Annotated in this window: 11 protein-coding genes; 5 read left to right on the top strand and 6 right to left on the bottom strand. The window is 59.9% G+C overall.

Annotation, left to right across the window (positions count from 1 at the left end; genetic code table 11):
* Nucleotides 1-3 precede the first annotated feature (3 nt).
* Both RGU44_RS16950 and RGU44_RS16945 read right to left on the bottom strand, forming a co-directional pair.
* Nucleotides 4-876: an ABC transporter permease gene (locus RGU44_RS16950; protein WP_322182326.1), complete on the bottom strand. Its 873-nt coding sequence runs from the start codon at nucleotides 874-876 to the stop codon at nucleotides 4-6.
* Nucleotides 873-1,901, bottom strand: coding sequence for an ABC transporter ATP-binding protein (locus RGU44_RS16945; protein WP_322182324.1), 1,029 nt, complete (start codon nucleotides 1,899-1,901; stop codon nucleotides 873-875). Before RGU44_RS16945 ends, RGU44_RS16950 begins: the two co-directional genes overlap by 4 nt.
* 242 nt (nucleotides 1,902-2,143) lie before the next feature.
* On the opposite strand from RGU44_RS16945, the gene RGU44_RS16940 reads away from it, so the two are divergent.
* The gene (locus tag RGU44_RS16940) at nucleotides 2,144-2,974 is read left to right on the top strand and encodes an IclR family transcriptional regulator (RefSeq protein ID WP_322218234.1); all 831 of its coding nucleotides are present in this window, start codon (nucleotides 2,144-2,146) and stop codon (nucleotides 2,972-2,974) included.
* Nucleotides 2,975-3,125: 151 nt separating this feature from the next.
* Entirely contained in the window at nucleotides 3,126-4,376 is a 1,251-nt protein-coding gene (locus RGU44_RS16935) for an aspartate aminotransferase family protein (protein ID WP_322218231.1), read from the top strand.
* 20 nt (nucleotides 4,377-4,396) lie between these two features.
* On the opposite strand, the gene mobA is transcribed toward RGU44_RS16935, so the two are convergent.
* From mobA to moaA, 3 genes are read right to left on the bottom strand one after another with little or no spacing between them, the layout of a single operon-like run.
* On the bottom strand, nucleotides 4,397-4,990 hold the full coding sequence (gene mobA / locus RGU44_RS16930) for a molybdenum cofactor guanylyltransferase MobA (RefSeq protein ID WP_322182318.1): 594 nt from the start codon (nucleotides 4,988-4,990) through the stop codon (nucleotides 4,397-4,399).
* 58 nt (nucleotides 4,991-5,048) lie between these two features.
* On the bottom strand, nucleotides 5,049-5,948 hold the full coding sequence (locus RGU44_RS16925) for a bestrophin family protein (protein WP_322182316.1): 900 nt from the start codon (nucleotides 5,946-5,948) through the stop codon (nucleotides 5,049-5,051).
* A gap of 50 nt (nucleotides 5,949-5,998) precedes the next feature.
* Nucleotides 5,999-6,997 (bottom strand): GTP 3',8-cyclase MoaA, encoded by a 999-nt coding sequence (gene moaA / locus RGU44_RS16920; protein WP_322182313.1) that lies wholly within the window; start codon nucleotides 6,995-6,997, stop codon nucleotides 5,999-6,001.
* A 247-nt stretch (nucleotides 6,998-7,244) separates the two neighbouring features.
* Between moaA and RGU44_RS16915 the strand changes: the two genes are divergently transcribed.
* Nucleotides 7,245-9,434, top strand: a complete 2,190-nt coding sequence (locus RGU44_RS16915; protein ID WP_322218228.1) for a mechanosensitive ion channel family protein — start codon at nucleotides 7,245-7,247, stop codon at nucleotides 9,432-9,434.
* 9 nt (nucleotides 9,435-9,443) lie between these two features.
* Here RGU44_RS16915 and RGU44_RS16910 read toward each other — a convergent pair whose 3' ends face one another.
* Nucleotides 9,444-13,757, bottom strand: coding sequence for a DEAD/DEAH box helicase (locus RGU44_RS16910; RefSeq protein ID WP_322218226.1), 4,314 nt, complete (start codon nucleotides 13,755-13,757; stop codon nucleotides 9,444-9,446).
* Between the two features lie 200 nt (nucleotides 13,758-13,957).
* Here RGU44_RS16910 and RGU44_RS16905 point away from each other — a divergent pair, with 200 nt between their 5' ends.
* Both RGU44_RS16905 and RGU44_RS16900 read left to right on the top strand, forming a co-directional pair.
* On the top strand, nucleotides 13,958-14,842 hold the full coding sequence (locus RGU44_RS16905) for a sugar nucleotide-binding protein (protein ID WP_322182309.1): 885 nt from the start codon (nucleotides 13,958-13,960) through the stop codon (nucleotides 14,840-14,842).
* Nucleotides 14,835-15,764, top strand: a complete 930-nt coding sequence (locus RGU44_RS16900; RefSeq protein WP_322182307.1) for an NAD-dependent epimerase/dehydratase family protein — start codon at nucleotides 14,835-14,837, stop codon at nucleotides 15,762-15,764. Before RGU44_RS16905 ends, RGU44_RS16900 begins: the two co-directional genes overlap by 8 nt.
* Nucleotides 15,765-15,812 lie beyond the last annotated feature (48 nt).

Here is a 15,812-nt window from a genome sequence, read left to right as displayed (position 1 = left end):
GCCTTATTCCCCCAACGTTTTTTTATAGCGACCTTCGACCATGCGGTTCCAGCTCAGCATGATCAGCAGGTTGGCTAACAGCAGCACCACGGCGATGGTCGCGCCCATGGGCCAGTTCAGCTCCGAGAGGTATTGGTCATAGACCACTGTGGCAACCATTTTCAGCCGTCGTCCGCCGAGCAGGCCGGGGATGGCGAACGAACTGGCCGACAGGCCAAACACGATCAGGGTCCCCGAAAGCACGCCGGGCATCACCTGGGGCAACACCACCAAACGCATGACCTTGGCCTGACTGGCACCGAGGGACAGCGCCGCCTGTTCGGCGGCCGGGTCGAGTTTTTGCAGCGAGGTCCAGATCGGAATGATCATGAAGGGCAGCATCACATGCACCAGGGCGATGACCACTGCGAACGGCGTATAGAGCAGTTTCACCGGACGCCCGCCGAGCGCTTGAATGGCCTGATTGACCAAGCCATCGGCACCGAGCAACAGGCTCCAGCCGAAAGCCCGTACCACCACTGAAATAAGGAGGGGGGTCAGGATCAGGATCAGAAAAATCGAGCGCCACGGGGTGCCCATGCGGCTGAGAATATAGGCCTCGGGCACGCCAATCAGCACACACAGCAGGGTCACCAGCGCGCTGATCCAGAACGTGCGAAAGAAGATCTCGTAGAAGTACGAATCGCTGAACAGGTCGATGTAGTGGGAGAGGGTGTAGGCGTCGTTTTTTACGCCGAGCTGGTAATCAAAAACGTTGAATGACAGCACCAGTGTCAGGCACAGCGGCAGGATCAACAGGCACACGAACAGCGCCATCGCGGGTGTCGACAACAAATAGCCGCGTCCGCCCCGGCGCATGGCCGCGAGGGTGCTCATGCATGCACCTCGTCGGCAGCCAGTACGCGCAACAGTTCGGCCTGCCAGTCGAGCCCGACGGCGGTGCCTTCGACCAGCGGCGCGCTGCCGTCGTTGCGGCGCACTACGGTCAATTCGCCCAAGGCGGTTTCAATGCGATACAGCCATTGGCTGCCCAGAAAGTAGCGGACCAGGACGCGCCCCTGCAGACGGCCGTTGCCGGCGTCCAGCATGTCGATTTTTTCCGGGCGCAGGCTCAGGGTCAGTGCGCCGTCGCCGCTGCTATGGCGTACTTGCGGGCAACCTGCGTCATCGAAGTCGCCTGCGAGCATGTTGGCCTTGCCGACAAAGCCGGAAATGAAACGCGTGCGAGGGTGTTCATAGAGCTTGTACGGCTCGTCGATCTGGGTCACTCGCCCGGCCTGCATCACCACCACGCGATCACTGATCGACAGTGCTTCGGCTTGATCATGGGTCACCATCAAGGTGGTGATCCCGACTTCGCACTGAATGCGGCGGATTTCGAACTGCATCTCTTCACGCAGGTTGGCGTCGAGGTTGGACAGCGGTTCATCGAGCAACAACACCGGTGGCTCGATTACCAGAGCGCGGGCCAGGGCCACGCGCTGGCGCTGACCACCGGACAGTTCTCGGGGATAGCGTTCGGTATGTGGGGCCAGGCGCACCAAGTCCAATACCGTGGCCACCCGCCGGGCGATATCCGCCGCCGGGACTTTGCGCATGCGCAGGCCGAATGCAACGTTGTCGCGCACGGTCATGTGCGGGAACAGTGCATAGCTCTGGAACACGACCCCCAAGCCACGGCTGCTCGGTTTGGCGTCGGTGATGTCGCGGCCGTCCAGGACGATGCGCCCGGCGGTGGCGTCGACGAAACCCGCGATCATTTGCAGGGTGGTGGTCTTGCCGCAACCGGAAGGGCCGAGCAGAGAAACGAATTCGCCTTTTTCCACCGCCAGATGTGTGGCGACGACGGCGTCGATTGCACCGTAGCGTTTGCTGAGACCTTCGAGCTGGAGAAAAGCCATGTCTGCGTTCCACCTGTATTTATAGGGCGCGTCGAAACACGCTTTTTTGTAATGGGCAGATGCGAAGGGATGCTGCGGGTGCGCTGGCGCTCGATCTGAGTCGGCTGCCAAATATTGTTCGATTCGCCCCTGTGGACTCAGATTAGGACGAAGCCTAGGATGGACGAAAGAGCGAATTTCACTGAAAGGAGTATTTTTTCACTTTCATTCAGTGAGCAGATTTCTATGAAGGATTTTGATAAATGAATTCTACTGATCGGAATGAAGAGGTGAAAGAAGTGGGCGTCGGTGGCGTCTCAAGGCTCTTCGCCGTGCTGCGTATGCTCGGCACGGCCCCGGACGGTGGTGAGCGGGTGACCCAATTGGCGCAGCAGGTCGGCTTGTCGCAACCGACCACGCATCGTCTGCTGCGCAGCCTTATGGAAGAAGGCATGGTCGAGCAGGATAGGCGCAGCAAGCGCTACCGCCTGAGTCTGGAGTTCTTTGCCTTGGCCGCCCGCGCGGGGAATACCGGCAACCTGCGTGATCTGGTCAGGCCCTCCATGCTCCGGCTCAGTGCTTCGTTGGGCGATTCGCTATTTTTGCTGGCGCGCAGTGGCTTCGATGCGATCTGTCTGGATCGCAGCGAAGGGCCGTATCCGATTCGCACGTTTACCGGTGACATTGGCGGGCGCGTGGCCTTGGGAGTGGGTCAGGGCAGCCTGGCGATTCTGGCGTATCTGCCTGAAGAAGAGCGCGAGACTGTGATCCGCTACAACCTGCCCAGGCTCAAGGACTTCCACCTGTATGACGAGGTGTTCCTGCGTTCGGAGGTGGAGAGTGTTCGTCGCCTGGGTTATGCGGCTCGCAACACCGGGGCGTTGCCCGGCATGGCCGGTCTGGCCGTGCCCATTCTGAACCGCGATGGGCATGCCGTGGCCGCGCTCAGCGTGGCGACACTCAGCGAGCGGTTGGGGCCGGACCGGTTGCCAACGGTCGTGGAGTTGCTCAAGCGCGAGGCAGCAGCCATCGGGCCGAAGATCAACCCGTTCGACCCGACCCTGCGCAGTCCTTCGCAAGTATTCGGTGGCTGACCCGTTCGCGGATCCTCGTGAAGGCCGCAGGTCTTGGGTCGCCACGGCACATCCCGAAAATCAGGAATAACCCCGCGATTTTATTTCGCTTGTGACGCGTAAGCATTCCTCGCTTATATGGCCGAGGAATTTTCTACGGGGCATTTTCTGTATGAGCAGCGCATCAATCAGCGGTTCGATATCCAGGGTCCACCCCATCACCCTGGATCACGGCAAGAACGCCGAGGTGTGGGATGACGACGGCAAGCGCTACATCGACTTTGTCGGTGGCATTGGTGTGTTGAACCTGGGGCATTGCAACGCGCGTATCGTCGACGCCATCCGCGAGCAAGCGACCAAGCTGACGCATTACTGCTTCAACGCTGTACCCCACGCGCCTTACAAACAATTCATGGTACGGCTCGCGGCGTTCATTCCAGTCAGTTATCCGGTCGTCGGCATGCTGACCAACAGCGGTGCCGAGGCTGCAGAAAATGCGCTGAAGATTGTTCGTGCTTACACAGGACGCACGGCGGTTATCGCCTTCGATGGCGGATTTCATGGGCGAACGCTGGCGACCCTGAACCTCAACGGCAAAGTAGCACCTTACAAACAAAAGGTCGGCGTGCTGCCGGGGCCGGTGTATCACTTGCCTTACCCGAGCAAGGATAACGGGGTCACCGCCGCAGAAGCGTTGAGCGCCATGGATCGATTGTTCAGCGTCGAAATCGACGTTGAAGAGGTAGCCTGTTTCATTCTGGAGCCGGTCCAGGGCGAAGGCGGCTTCCTTGCGTTGGACGTCGAGTTTGCCAAAGCCTTGCGTGCGTTCTGCGATGAAAAAGGCATTCTGCTGATCATCGATGAGATCCAGTCAGGGTTTGGACGCACCGGCCAGCGCTTTGCATTCTCCCGGCTGGGCATCGAGCCAGACTTGCTTCTGTTGGGGAAAAGCATCGCTGGCGGTATGCCGCTCGGCGCGGTAGTTGGTAAAAAGGCTTTGATGGATGCATTGCCCAAAGGCGGGTTGGGCGGCACGTATTCGGGCAATCCAATGGCGTGTGCTGCGGGCCTGGCCACCCTGGACCAGATGACTGACGCCAATCTGTCCTCGTGGGGCGAAGCACAAGAACACGCGATCATGAGTCGTTATCAGGGTTGGCTTGACAGCAAATTGTCGCCCTTCCTTGGGCGTCTGACCGGGGTCGGCGCCATGCGCGGGATCGAGCTGATCACACCGGAAGGAAAGCCCGCAACAGCCCAGTTGGCCACGCTCCTTGAAACCGCCAGAAACAATGGACTGCTGCTGATGCCCAGCGGCAAGGCCCGGCATATCATCCGCCTGCTCCCGCCGCTGACCACCGAGCTTGATGTGCTCAATGAAGGGTTGGATATCTTGGAAAAGTGTTTGGCCGAGCTGGGTTGATGTTCGCTGCCCGCAGGCGGTCAGGTCAGCAAGTCCGGGGTGTTAAAGTTGGTCAGCCGCAGATCATCGGGCGCACAGTCAAGCGCCTGTAAATCATGTGCCAATAACACCCGCATCAAACTACGTTCCCCTTGGTCCCAGCGCTTGCGCAACTCAGGCAGCAAGGACGTGGGGATCACACTGAACATAGGTTGCCATTGCCCGGCCTGTCGCACCATCAACGGTGAAGACGTCAGGCCTGCACGGCTCAATAGCTGCTCGATCAGCGGGCGATCAATCCTCGGCGCATCACACGCCAGAACCAGCACCCAGGCATGGTGCGCCACCGAAAGCCCCGCCAGGACCCCGGCCAGCGGTCCTGGAAAGTCGTGCTGTTCATCGCCCACTAACTGATCCGCAAATGCCTGATAGCGATCCTGATTGCGGTTGCAGGAGATGATCAAGTCATCGGTCAGCGGCCTGACAACGTCGTGCACATAAGCGATCAAGGGCCGGTCGTTCCACAGGATAAGCCCTTTATCCTGCCCGCCCATGCGCTGCCCGCGTCCACCGGCCAGCAGCAGAATCGAGCAGGGCACACCTTGCTCTGCGTGGTCATTCGATGAAGCGTTCATGCGCAGCACTCAAAAAATTGATACGGCGACGATCCCATGGACAGTGCCAAGGCGCCAGTCAGCTCAGTACGTAATCCACAGGTTCGAGCACGGGCGGTAGATCGGTCTCACCCAGCGCGTCCAGCACTTCACGCTCAATGGTTCGCACAATAAAATCGGTAGGCAGGTTGTGTTCGTTGCGACCAAATGGGTCCTCCAGTTCATCGCCAATGGCGTCGAGCCCGAAGAAGGTGTAGCTGACGATCGCGGTGAAAACAGGTGTCATCCAGCCCAGAGGCTCGGCCATGGCGAAGGGCAGCAGGATGCAGAACAGATAAATCGTCCGGTGCAGGAGCAGTGTGTAGGGAAAGGGCAGCGGTGTGGTTTTGATCCGGTCACACGCGGTGAGGGTGCGTGTCAGGTTGCTCAGGCGGGTTTCCATCAGGGTGTAGCGCCATTCACTGATGTTGCCAGCCACGGCCAGATCAGAACATTGTTGGCCAACGTGACGCAGGATGCGTTCACTGATATTCGGGGTGCTGGGCGCTGGCGCGAAGTCCAGCCAGGGGCGGGCCTCAGCCAACTCGTCTTCCCCGCGCAGGTGGGCGTTCAGGGCATGGGAGAAGCCGCACAGATTACGCAGAATACTCCCGCGTTCGGCGAGGTCCTTAATGACCTGGGTTTCGCGGATCATTGAGCGCATGTCCATGATCATTTCCCCCCACAACTTGCGCCCCTCGTACCAGCGGTCGTAGCACATGGTGTTGCGGAAACTCATGAAAATCGACAGCGAGAGCCCGAGCAGCGTGAAGGGCGTGGCACTGACGCGGGAAAAATAGGCGGGGTGCAGCGTTTCGACCCATACGATGGCCGAGGCCAACAGGGTGACCAGCAAGCTGCGAACAACGATGTGCTTTGCGATGGACCCTTTAAGTGACGTCAGGATCTGCAGCAGGTTCGGTTTGGGTCTGACAATCATGGACTGAGGGTCCTGGAGCAATTGAAGCGATTGAGAACAGACAGGACCCGCTAGCCTCCGGTCATGTTCATGAAACGCACAACTTGAACTTCGTCATTGATGTCGAAGTTGTGGCGGTAGGGCTTGATCTGCATCGAGTCGATAATGGCCTTTTCCAGCTTCTCCGGCTGCCCCGGATGAGCGCGCAACACGGCCTTGAGGTCGACCGAGTGTTCGTTACCCAGGCACAGCAGCAAGCGGCCTTCCACGGTCAAGCGCACACGGTTGCAGGTCGCGCAGAAATTATGACTGTGTGGCGAGATGAAGCCCAGACGAATATCAGGTGCTTCAGCCAGGCGCCAATAACGCGAAGGGCCTTGGGTCGATTCCGTCGAGTCGATCAAGGTGTAGCGTTCGGCGATGAGTTCGCGGACCTGATCACTGGAAAAGAACGATTCTGCGCGGCTGTGCTCAAGGATGGTGCCCAGCGGCATTTCTTCGATGAAGCTGATATCGAGCTGACGGTCGATGGCAAAGCTGACCAGGTCGTTGATCTCGTGATCGTTGCGGCCTTTCATGACCACGCAGTTGAGCTTGGTGCGCCGAAAGCCCGCCGCGTTCGCTGCGTCGATTCCGGCAATGACCTTTGTCAGATCGCCGGTGCGGGTCAGCTCACGAAAGCGTTCGGGGTTCAAACTGTCGAGGCTGATATTCAGCCGGTTGACCCCGGCGTCGAACAGGGGGCCCGCCAGCGCGCTCAGTTGCGAGCCGTTGGTGGTCATGCACAGCTCGCGCAAGTCGGGCAGTGCGGCGATTTGCCGACACAAGTCGACCACCCCGCGTCGCACCAATGGCTCGCCGCCGGTCAGGCGAATCTTGCGCGTGCCCAGCGCAACGAAGCGCTCGGCCAGTTGGTATATCTCTTCGAGGGTGAGAATGCGTTGGCGCGGCAGGAACTCCATGTCTTCGGCCATGCAATAGACGCAGCGAAAATCGCAACGGTCGGTCACTGATATTCGCAGGTAATCGACCTTGCGAGAAAAGCTGTCCATCAAGATCCGGTCTGACAATTGCACCTCGTTGCTCTGGGCTCAAGAGCGCGATGTTGGATTGACCTTCGTCGTGCAGGGTCTGAGTATCCAGAGCCTAGAAGGCTGGCCATTTTTTATCCAATAGCTATTGGTGACTGCATGATCGACCGGCTCTATCGGCAGGTGGATTCACTTTGCGAGTAAAACGAACTTGCAGGGTAAATGTCGATCAGTGTCTAGAAGCTTCATACTCACTGGATAATCAAATGGAAGGGGGAGCCGCGCTTTGTTGAAGTTCAAGACCGTGACGCTGTTGTGCATCCTGTTTTGCGCGGGCACTTTCAACCTCCAGGCCGCTGATGCGCCTGCCGTAGCGCCGGCCTCGGCTGCTCCTGCCCCTGCCCCTGCGGCGACCGTGGCCCCTGCGGCGCCTGCCAGCATCGCGCCGGCTCCTGCAGCCCCGATACCTCCGGAAATTCTGGTGCAAGGCGGTTTGCTCGGCGCCATCAGTTCCAGTATTGATAACGTCCAAGGCCAACTTGATCTGAATAACGATCTGGTCGACTCCTGGCGTTTGCGGGCGGGCCGAGCCGCCGACGAGATAGACAATCTGGTCAATCAGCGTTCCTCACGTTCGAACGTCAGTATCGCCGGGGACTTCCTGATGTTGTCGGCGGTGTGGATCGGTGCGTTCGCGATTCTGTTTTCACTGGGCCGCTTTATAGCCTCGCGCCTCAATCGGCATCGGGTTCTTATTGAGCGCTACCGGGTCCAGGCGCTGTTGAACTACTTGGTGCCCTACACCCTTCCGGCGGTGATCAGCCTGCCGCTGACGTTGTATGTCAGTCACTTCATGTCGGCGTCGGTGGGGCGTGCGTTGGCGCTGTGTTTTGCCTATGCGACCAGCAGCGGGATTGTTTCGACCTCGGTGTTGTTGTGCGTGATCGTGATGTTCAATGCCGGGCACAAACGCGCTGCGGTACAGATCATTCGCCAATACAGCCCACGGCCTTTGTTTCTGATCGGTTTTCTCGCGGCCCTGAGCGACGCGTTGACCAGCCCGCAGATTTCCCGGCAGTTAGGCAGTAACGTCACCAGCAGCATTGCGGTATTTACCGGACTGTTCGCCTCGGTGGTGTTCTGCATGCTGGTGATCAAGCTGCGTCGGCCGGTGGCGCATCTGATTTGTAATCGATCCTTGAGTGGCCGCCTGCACCAACCGGCGCTGCAAGAATCGCTGAAGATTTTTTCCGGCCTCTGGTACTTGCCGATCCTGCTGATGATTCTGGTTTCGGCGATCCATCTGATCGGTGCTGGCGAAGACAGCCAGAAAGCCCTGCGCTGTGCCCTGCTGACCACTGTATTGCTGATTGCCACGGTATTTTTGAGCACGGTGTTCCAGCACCTGTTCAAACCGGCCGATGCCGCCGAGCGTGGTAGGCATGTCTACAAAGAGCGCTTGCTGAGTCTGTGTCATGCCGTGCTGCGGATTGCGCTCGCGGTCGCGTTCATTGAGGTGCTCGGGCGGATCTGGGGTTTTTCGCTGTTCGAGTTCGCCCAACGCAACACGGTCGGCCGGGTGATCAGTGACTCGCTCAGCAGCATTGGCCTGATTCTGTTGGTGACCTGGTTGTTGTGGGTAGTCCTCGACACGGCGATTCAGGAAGCCCTGAAACCACCGCTCAACAAACGCTCTGCGCACCAGCCCAGCACCCGGATAAAAACCATTCTGCCAATGCTGCGCAACGCGATAAAAATTATCCTGGTGGTGATTTGCTCGATCACCACGATGGCCAATCTAGGGATCAACGTCGCGCCGCTGTTGGCCGGTGCCGGGGTGGTTGGCCTGGCCATCGGTTTCGGTTCGCAGCAGTTGGTGCAGGACGTGATCACTGGGCTGTTCATCATCATTGAGGACACTATTTCCATCGGCGATTGGGTGGTGCTCGACTCAGGCCACTCCGGCACGGTGGAAAGCCTGACCATCCGCACCCTGCGCCTGCGCGACGGCAAAGGATTCGTGCACTCGGTGCCGTTCGGTCAGATCAAAGCCGTGACCAACCAATCGCGTCAGTTTGCGTATGCCTTTTTTGCCATCCAGTTCACCTACGATTCCGACATCGACTCTGCCACCGCGTTGATTCGCGAGGCAGGGGGTTCGATCAGCGACGACCTGTTACTCAAGGGCAATCTGCAAGGGCCGCTGGAAGTGTTTGGCCTGGATCGGATGGACCTCAATGGCGTTGTGCTGACCGCGCAATTTCGCACTGTGTCGGGCGGCCAATACAGCGTGAGTCGCGCCTTCAACGAACGGTTGAAAAAGCTTGTGGATAAAACCCCAGATGTGCGCTTCGCCCAGACGTTTCCACAGGTGGTGATGAGCCCGCATGCTGAAGCCAATGCGGATGAACCGCCTGTGCCGCCCAAACCGACAGTGACCAACGGTGATGGCTCGGAGAGTCCGGCGGTGACCTAGACGCTTGGGTTAGTGCAACAACCGATCCCTTATCTGTGCCGCCGTCACCGAATCCAGCTCCAACCAATACTGTGGTTTACCGGAAATGATCGCTGCTGCCGGGATGCCATCGCGGTAGATCAGGCGGTTACCGGCCAGTGTCGGGACTTTGCTGCCGGGTAACAGTGTGCCGACCAGATTCAGTGGGTCGGCCCCGCACAGGCTTATCAGGCTACCGTCGAGCGGGCGTTTGCGGATTTCCCGTAGCAGCGGAATGGCTTCAGGCAAGGCGAACTGCTCGCCCGCCAGGCCACTGACAAATCGCCCCCCTCGAATCTCGCCACGTGCTTCCAGTCGATGGAAGGTGCGCAAGAGTTCGCGCCAGCTGGGCAACCAATCGGCCTCGCGCTCCAGCAAGCGCCAGAACACCACGCCGTATCGGCGCAGTAGGGTCATGGCGATATGTTCCAGGGTCGGCGCGGCAGTCTGTTGCGGTCGAGGGCTATTATCACTGGGGGCTGGCGTAGGTGAACGGCGGAGCAAGGCCCAGCGACCGGCATCGTCCATGCCCCCAATAAACGCGCCACGGTTGCGGCGGCTGGTGTGTGCAGAGCGTTTGCTGGCGGGAGTGATCAAGGCGCGCAGGCCGGCAAAGCTGTCGGCGTTCACCAGCCCGGCACCGACTAACTCCTGTAATGCGGTTTCCAGTTCGGTGCGCAGTAGATGGGCTTCGTGCAGCAGCTCATCGAAGAACAGTGCGCCATGACTGACCAATGCTGCGTGAACTTTCTGCGCTCGCAGGGATAACGCTGCAGGCGAAGGCTGCTCGGTCAGCTCACTCCACAGATTCACCTGGTTTCGGGGCAGCAGCACGATAGGCGTACTGCGCAATGCTGCAGCGCCAGCTTTATTGCGCGGCGCCAATCGCGTCCACACCACTTTGCCCGAGCGGCACAACTCGTCGAGCCAGGTCAGCGAATAGTCCTTGAGTCGGGCCGGAAGAATGTCACTGTCCCAGGTGCTGGCAGCCGCCGAATAGCCTTCGAGTTGATTCACGATCTCGGGCAATGCGGCTTTTCCCTGGCTGCGGGTGGTGCTGGACAGGTGCTGCCAGTCGAATAAAAAGCGCATAAAATCCTGTAGCGACACCGGTTCGATTTCCCGGCGCAAGCGTTTGACGGTATAGCGATGAATGCGCGCCAGTAGATGGCGTTCGCACCATTGATCCTCGGTCGCGCCGGGGCTGAATCGTCCGCGCAGCACGTACCCTTCGCCTTCCAGTCGAGCCAGCGCCTGTGCCACGTTGGCGATGGGCAAGGCCAGGGGCTCGGCGATCTCATGCAGCGGTAACGGGCCTAAGCCACCGAGGCGCGCCCGAACGACTTCCAGCGTGGCCTCGTCTTCGTTCCAGCGGTCATCGAAACCGGGCAGCGCCTGCAACGACGGATGCATTTCTGCCTGTGGATAAACCGCGCGCAGGCACGTCAAACGTTCCAGTGTCAGCCACAACGCATGCTCGGGGCTGACCTGCAGGCGTGTTGCGCGCCCGGAAGTTGCCAGGGTTTCCAGCCACGCCAGCCAGTGTGGATGTTGACGTGCTTCGGCACCGCTGATGCAACTCAGGCTCATCAACGCCTCGTGCATCTCATCAATGTTTTGCGGCTGCGGCCATGCTTCCTCACACACTGCAACAATCGCGTCAGCGTCCAGTGCGCCCAAGTCATCGGTTGATTGCGGGTCGCTCCAGCGCCGGTTGAGCACCGCCTGCGTGCGGCGCTCCTCCAAGGGTGCATCGTCAAGAAAGGCGTAAGGTCGAGCACTGAGAATTTCCGCCGCGAGGGGCGAGGGCGCGGGGAGGTCAAGGCTGATCAACCGCACCTGGCCCTGTTCCATGCGCCGCAGCAGCGCCAGCCAGCCTTCGCAGTCCATGGCCTCGTGCAGGCAGTCGTCGAGGGTTTGTTCGATCAGTGGGTGATCGGGGATTTCACGTTCACCGACCACATTCTCCAGGCACGCGATCTGATCGGGAAACACGGTCGCGATCAGGTCTTCACTTTTCATCCGTTGTATTTGCGGCGCGACCTTGTGTCCTCCGACGTAGCGCGGCAGGGCCAGCGCGGTGCTGGCGTTCCAGCGCCAGCGCACGCCAAACAATGGCGCATCGAGTACGGCCTGAATCAGCAGATGCTCGGCACTGTTGGCGTTCAGATAACGCCAAACCTCATCCAGCTCGAAGCTGTGGCTGGTCGATAACGACAGCACGATAGCGTCTTCGCTGGCGGCGGCTTGCAGCTCGAAATTGAAGGTGCGGCAAAAGCGTTTGCGCAACGCCAGGCCCCACGCGCGATTGACGCGGCTGCCGTACGGCGTGTGGATGATCAGTTGCGTGCCTCCCGACTCATCGAAGAAACGCTCCATGATCAGGGTGTCTTGCGACGGCAAGGCGCCCAACGCCAGGCGGGCTCGCGCCAGGTAATCGACCACTTGCCCGGCGCTGGCCAGATCGAGTCCGAGGGTACCGATCAGCCAGTCGATGCACGGCTGTAGATCGCCGGGGCTGGCGCTGAGTAGCTCATCGATCTGCGCTTGCAGGCGCGCCACGGCAAACGACAGCTCGGCACTGCGCCCCGGTGCTTCACCGAGCCAGAACGGGATGTTCGGTGGCTGGCCCTGCGCATCCTCGACCCGCACCCGACCGGTTTCAATGCGCAGGATGCGGTATGAGGTATTGCCCAGCTGGAAGATATCGCCAGCGATGCTTTCCACGGCAAAGTCTTCGTTCACCGTGCCAATGTTCAGGGCTTGCGGTTCCAGTATGACGCTGTAATCGGCGTTGTCCGGAATCGTGCCGCCGCTGGTGATAGCGGTCAGTTTGCTGCCACGTCGCCCGCGCAGGGTGCGAGTCAACGCGTCGCGGTGCAGGTAGGCACTGCGTACGCCCTGACGGCCGCTGTAACCTTCGGCGAGCATGCGCAGCAGCGCCTGATAATGTTGGTCATCAAGGGTGGCGTAGGGCGAGGCCTTGCGGATCATGTCCAGCAGCGCTTGCTCCTGCCATTCCTGGCAACTGACTTCGGCGATGATCTGCTGCGCCAACACATCCAGTGGCGCGTGGGGGATGATCACGGTGTCGAGTTCGCCACGCCGCACGCAATCGAGCAGTGCGGTGCATTCGATCAAGTCGTCGCGTGACGTGGCGAACAAGCGGCCTTTTGGCGTGCCGCCGACCTGATGCCCGGAGCGGCCGACCCGTTGCAGGAACCCCGAGATGGAGCGTGGCGATGCAATCTGGCAGACCAGATCGACGTCACCGATATCGATGCCCAACTCCAGCGATGCAGTGGCAATCAGCACCTGCAAGTCGCCACGCTTGAGGCGTTGTTCGGCGTCCAGTCGATGTTCTTTCGCCATGCTCCCGTGGTGTGCGGCGACGGCGTGTTTGCTAAGACGCTCACTCAAGTGCCGGGCCATGCGCCGGGTGTTGACGAAAATTAGCGTGGTCCGATGCTCGCGGGCCAGTTGCGCCAGGCGGTCGTACACCAACTCCCAGACATCGTTGGCCATGACCGCGCCCAGTGGCACAGGTGGCACCTCGATCCCCAAATCGCGTGGGCGGGCGTGACCGATATCGATAATTGCGCAGGGCCGTTCGACTGGATCGCTGCCCACTAGAAAGCGTGAGACGCGTTCGATGGGTTTTTGCGTGGCGGACAGACCGATGCGCAGCAACGGCTCGGGGCACAGCGCCTGTAATCGCTCCAGGCTCAACGCCAGATGACTGCCGCGTTTGCTTGAGGCAATTGCGTGGATTTCATCGACGATCACTGTACGGGTGCTGGCGAGCATGCGCCGACCTGAGTCCGAACCGAGCAACACATACAGGGATTCGGGGGTGGTCACCAGAATATGCGGCGCGGTTTTGCGCATCGCCGTGCGTTCTTTTTGATGCGTATCACCGGTGCGCACGGCCGTGCTGATGCGCAGTTCGGGAAGGCCCATGCGCGCCAATTGTTCGGTGATGCCGGTCAGCGGATTCTGCAGGTTGATCTGGATGTCATTGGACAACGCCTTGAGCGGCGACACGTAGACCACAAACGTCTGGTCTGGCAGCTCGCCGCCATGCTTCAGGCCCTGATGCACCAGATCGTCGAGTACCGCAAGGAAGGCGGTCAGGGTTTTGCCGGAGCCGGTGGGCGCGGCGATCAAGGTCGAACGCCGCGCCTTGATCAGCGGCCACGCCTGCGCCTGCGCGGCCGTCACCGCCGGGAATGTGCTGTGAAACCAGGCACTGACGGCGGGGTGGAACGCGCCCAGAACCGGGTCCGGAAGGCTGAGAAGAGTCATCAGTGATTTATGCGGGCGGTGTGATCAAGATGCAAGAGGGCGCAGGATTGGCCCGATCTGCGGGATCACTTGTCTGGGCTGGCACGGCTGCAAACCCCGGCAGGCCTTGCACCTCTTGGGGGATAGGTTCCAACGTGTTATGTTTGCAGACGTTTTTTGACTCTTTTTGAACTGATTCTGACACCGAGCCTGCTGACTCTATGCGAATGCGCCTTATGCTGTTGGGCGGCGGGAATGCCCTCGGGCAGGCGCTGATTCGTCTGGGTGCCGAGGAAGACATTGGTTTCCTCGCGCCACGTCCACCGGAAGCCGGTTGGGACGCTGCGAGCCTGACGCAACTGCTCGACGACACCCGCCCCGATGCCTTGATCAATCTTGCTTACTACTTCGACTGGTTTCAGGCGGAGACAGTGAGCGAGGCACGTTTGGCTGTCCAGGAACGCTCTGTCGAGCGCCTTGCCGAACTGTGCCAGCACCACAATATCGTGCTGTTGCAACCGTCCAGCTATCGAGTATTCGATGGCTCGCGAGCAACCGCCTACAGCGAAAAAGACGAACCGATACCATTGGGTCAGCGCGGTCAGGCGTTGTGGCGCATCGAACAAAGCGTGCGCGCGACCTGCCCGCAACATGTGCTGCTGCGTTTCGGTTGGTTGCTCGATGACAGCCGGGATGGTGTGCTCGGACGTTTCCTTGCACGGGCTGAGTTGACTGAAGAAATACCGATGGCCGATGACCGTCGCGGTAATCCGACACCGGTCGATGATGCGGCGCGGGTAATTATTTCCGTGCTCAAACAACTCGATTGTGCGGCGCCGCTGTGGGGCACCTATCACTACGCAGGCCACGAAGCGACCACGCCACTGGCGTTGGGGCAGGCGATCCTGACCGAAGCGAGGTTGTTGCACCCACTGGCCATCGAAGCTCCGACCGCGCGGGCTCACGCCGCGAGTCCCGATGCCAGCGAAGAGCCGCAACACGGGGTGCTGGCCTGCAAGAAAATCCTTCATACCTTTGGCATCAAGCCTCGTGCTTGGCGTGCGGGTCTGCCAAGCCTACTGGACCGTTATTATCGTCATGGTTGATGCACCTGTCTTAGTCACCGGCGGCGCCGGCTTCATTGGCTCGCACCTGGTTGATGCCTTGCTCGACAAGGGTTATGCGGTACGTGTTCTGGACGACCTGTCCACCGGCAAACGCAGTAACCTGCCGCTGGATAATCCGCGCGTTGAATTGATCGAAGGCGATGTCGCCGATGCGGCATTGGTCGCGCGCGCTGCCATAGGCTGCCAGGCTGTTGCGCACCTCGCGGCGGTGGCATCGGTGCAAGCGTCGGTGGACGACCCGGTGCGCACGCACCAAAGTAACTTTGTCGGCACCCTGAACGTTTGCGAGGCCATGCGGCAGGCGGGGATCAAACGTGTGTTGTTCGCCTCCAGTGCTGCTGTTTATGGCAATAATGGCGAAGGTGAGTCAATTCTCGAAGACACGCCCAAGGCACCCTTGACGCCCTATGCGGCGGACAAGCTGTCGAGCGAGTACTACCTGGATTTCTACCGTCGCCAGCATGGTCTGGAACCGGTGGTGTTCCGTTTTTTCAATATCTTTGGTCCGCGTCAGGATCCGTCTTCGCCTTATTCCGGGGTGATCAGCATTTTTTGCGAACGTGCTGAAAAAGGGCTGCCGATCGCGATTTTCGGCGACGGTGAACAGACCCGGGATTTTGTCTATGTCGGCGATCTGGCGTCGATACTGGTGCAGGCGCTGGAACTGCCGGATGTCGAGGCAGGCGCAATCAACGTTGGCCTCAATCAGGCCACCACGTTGAATCAGTTGTTGATGGCTTTGTCGCAGGTGCTGGGTGAATTGCCTGCAATCACCTACCTGCCGGCGCGCTCCGGTGATATCCGCCATTCACGGGCCAACAATCGACGCTTGCTTGAACGCTTCAAGTTCCCTGAGCCAACGCCACTCAGCGTCGGTCTGGCGCGCTTGCTCGGGCGTTAATTCGCTGACGCAAAAAAGGCACCGCGAAGGTGCCTTTTTTATACGTGC

The sequence above is a fragment of the Pseudomonas sp. 5C2 genome, from assembly GCF_034314155.1.
Classification (GTDB): Bacteria; Pseudomonadota; Gammaproteobacteria; order Pseudomonadales; family Pseudomonadaceae; genus Aquipseudomonas.
The sequence above is the reverse complement of the archived record's forward strand: the minus strand, read 5'-3'. Positions and strand labels throughout refer to the sequence as shown.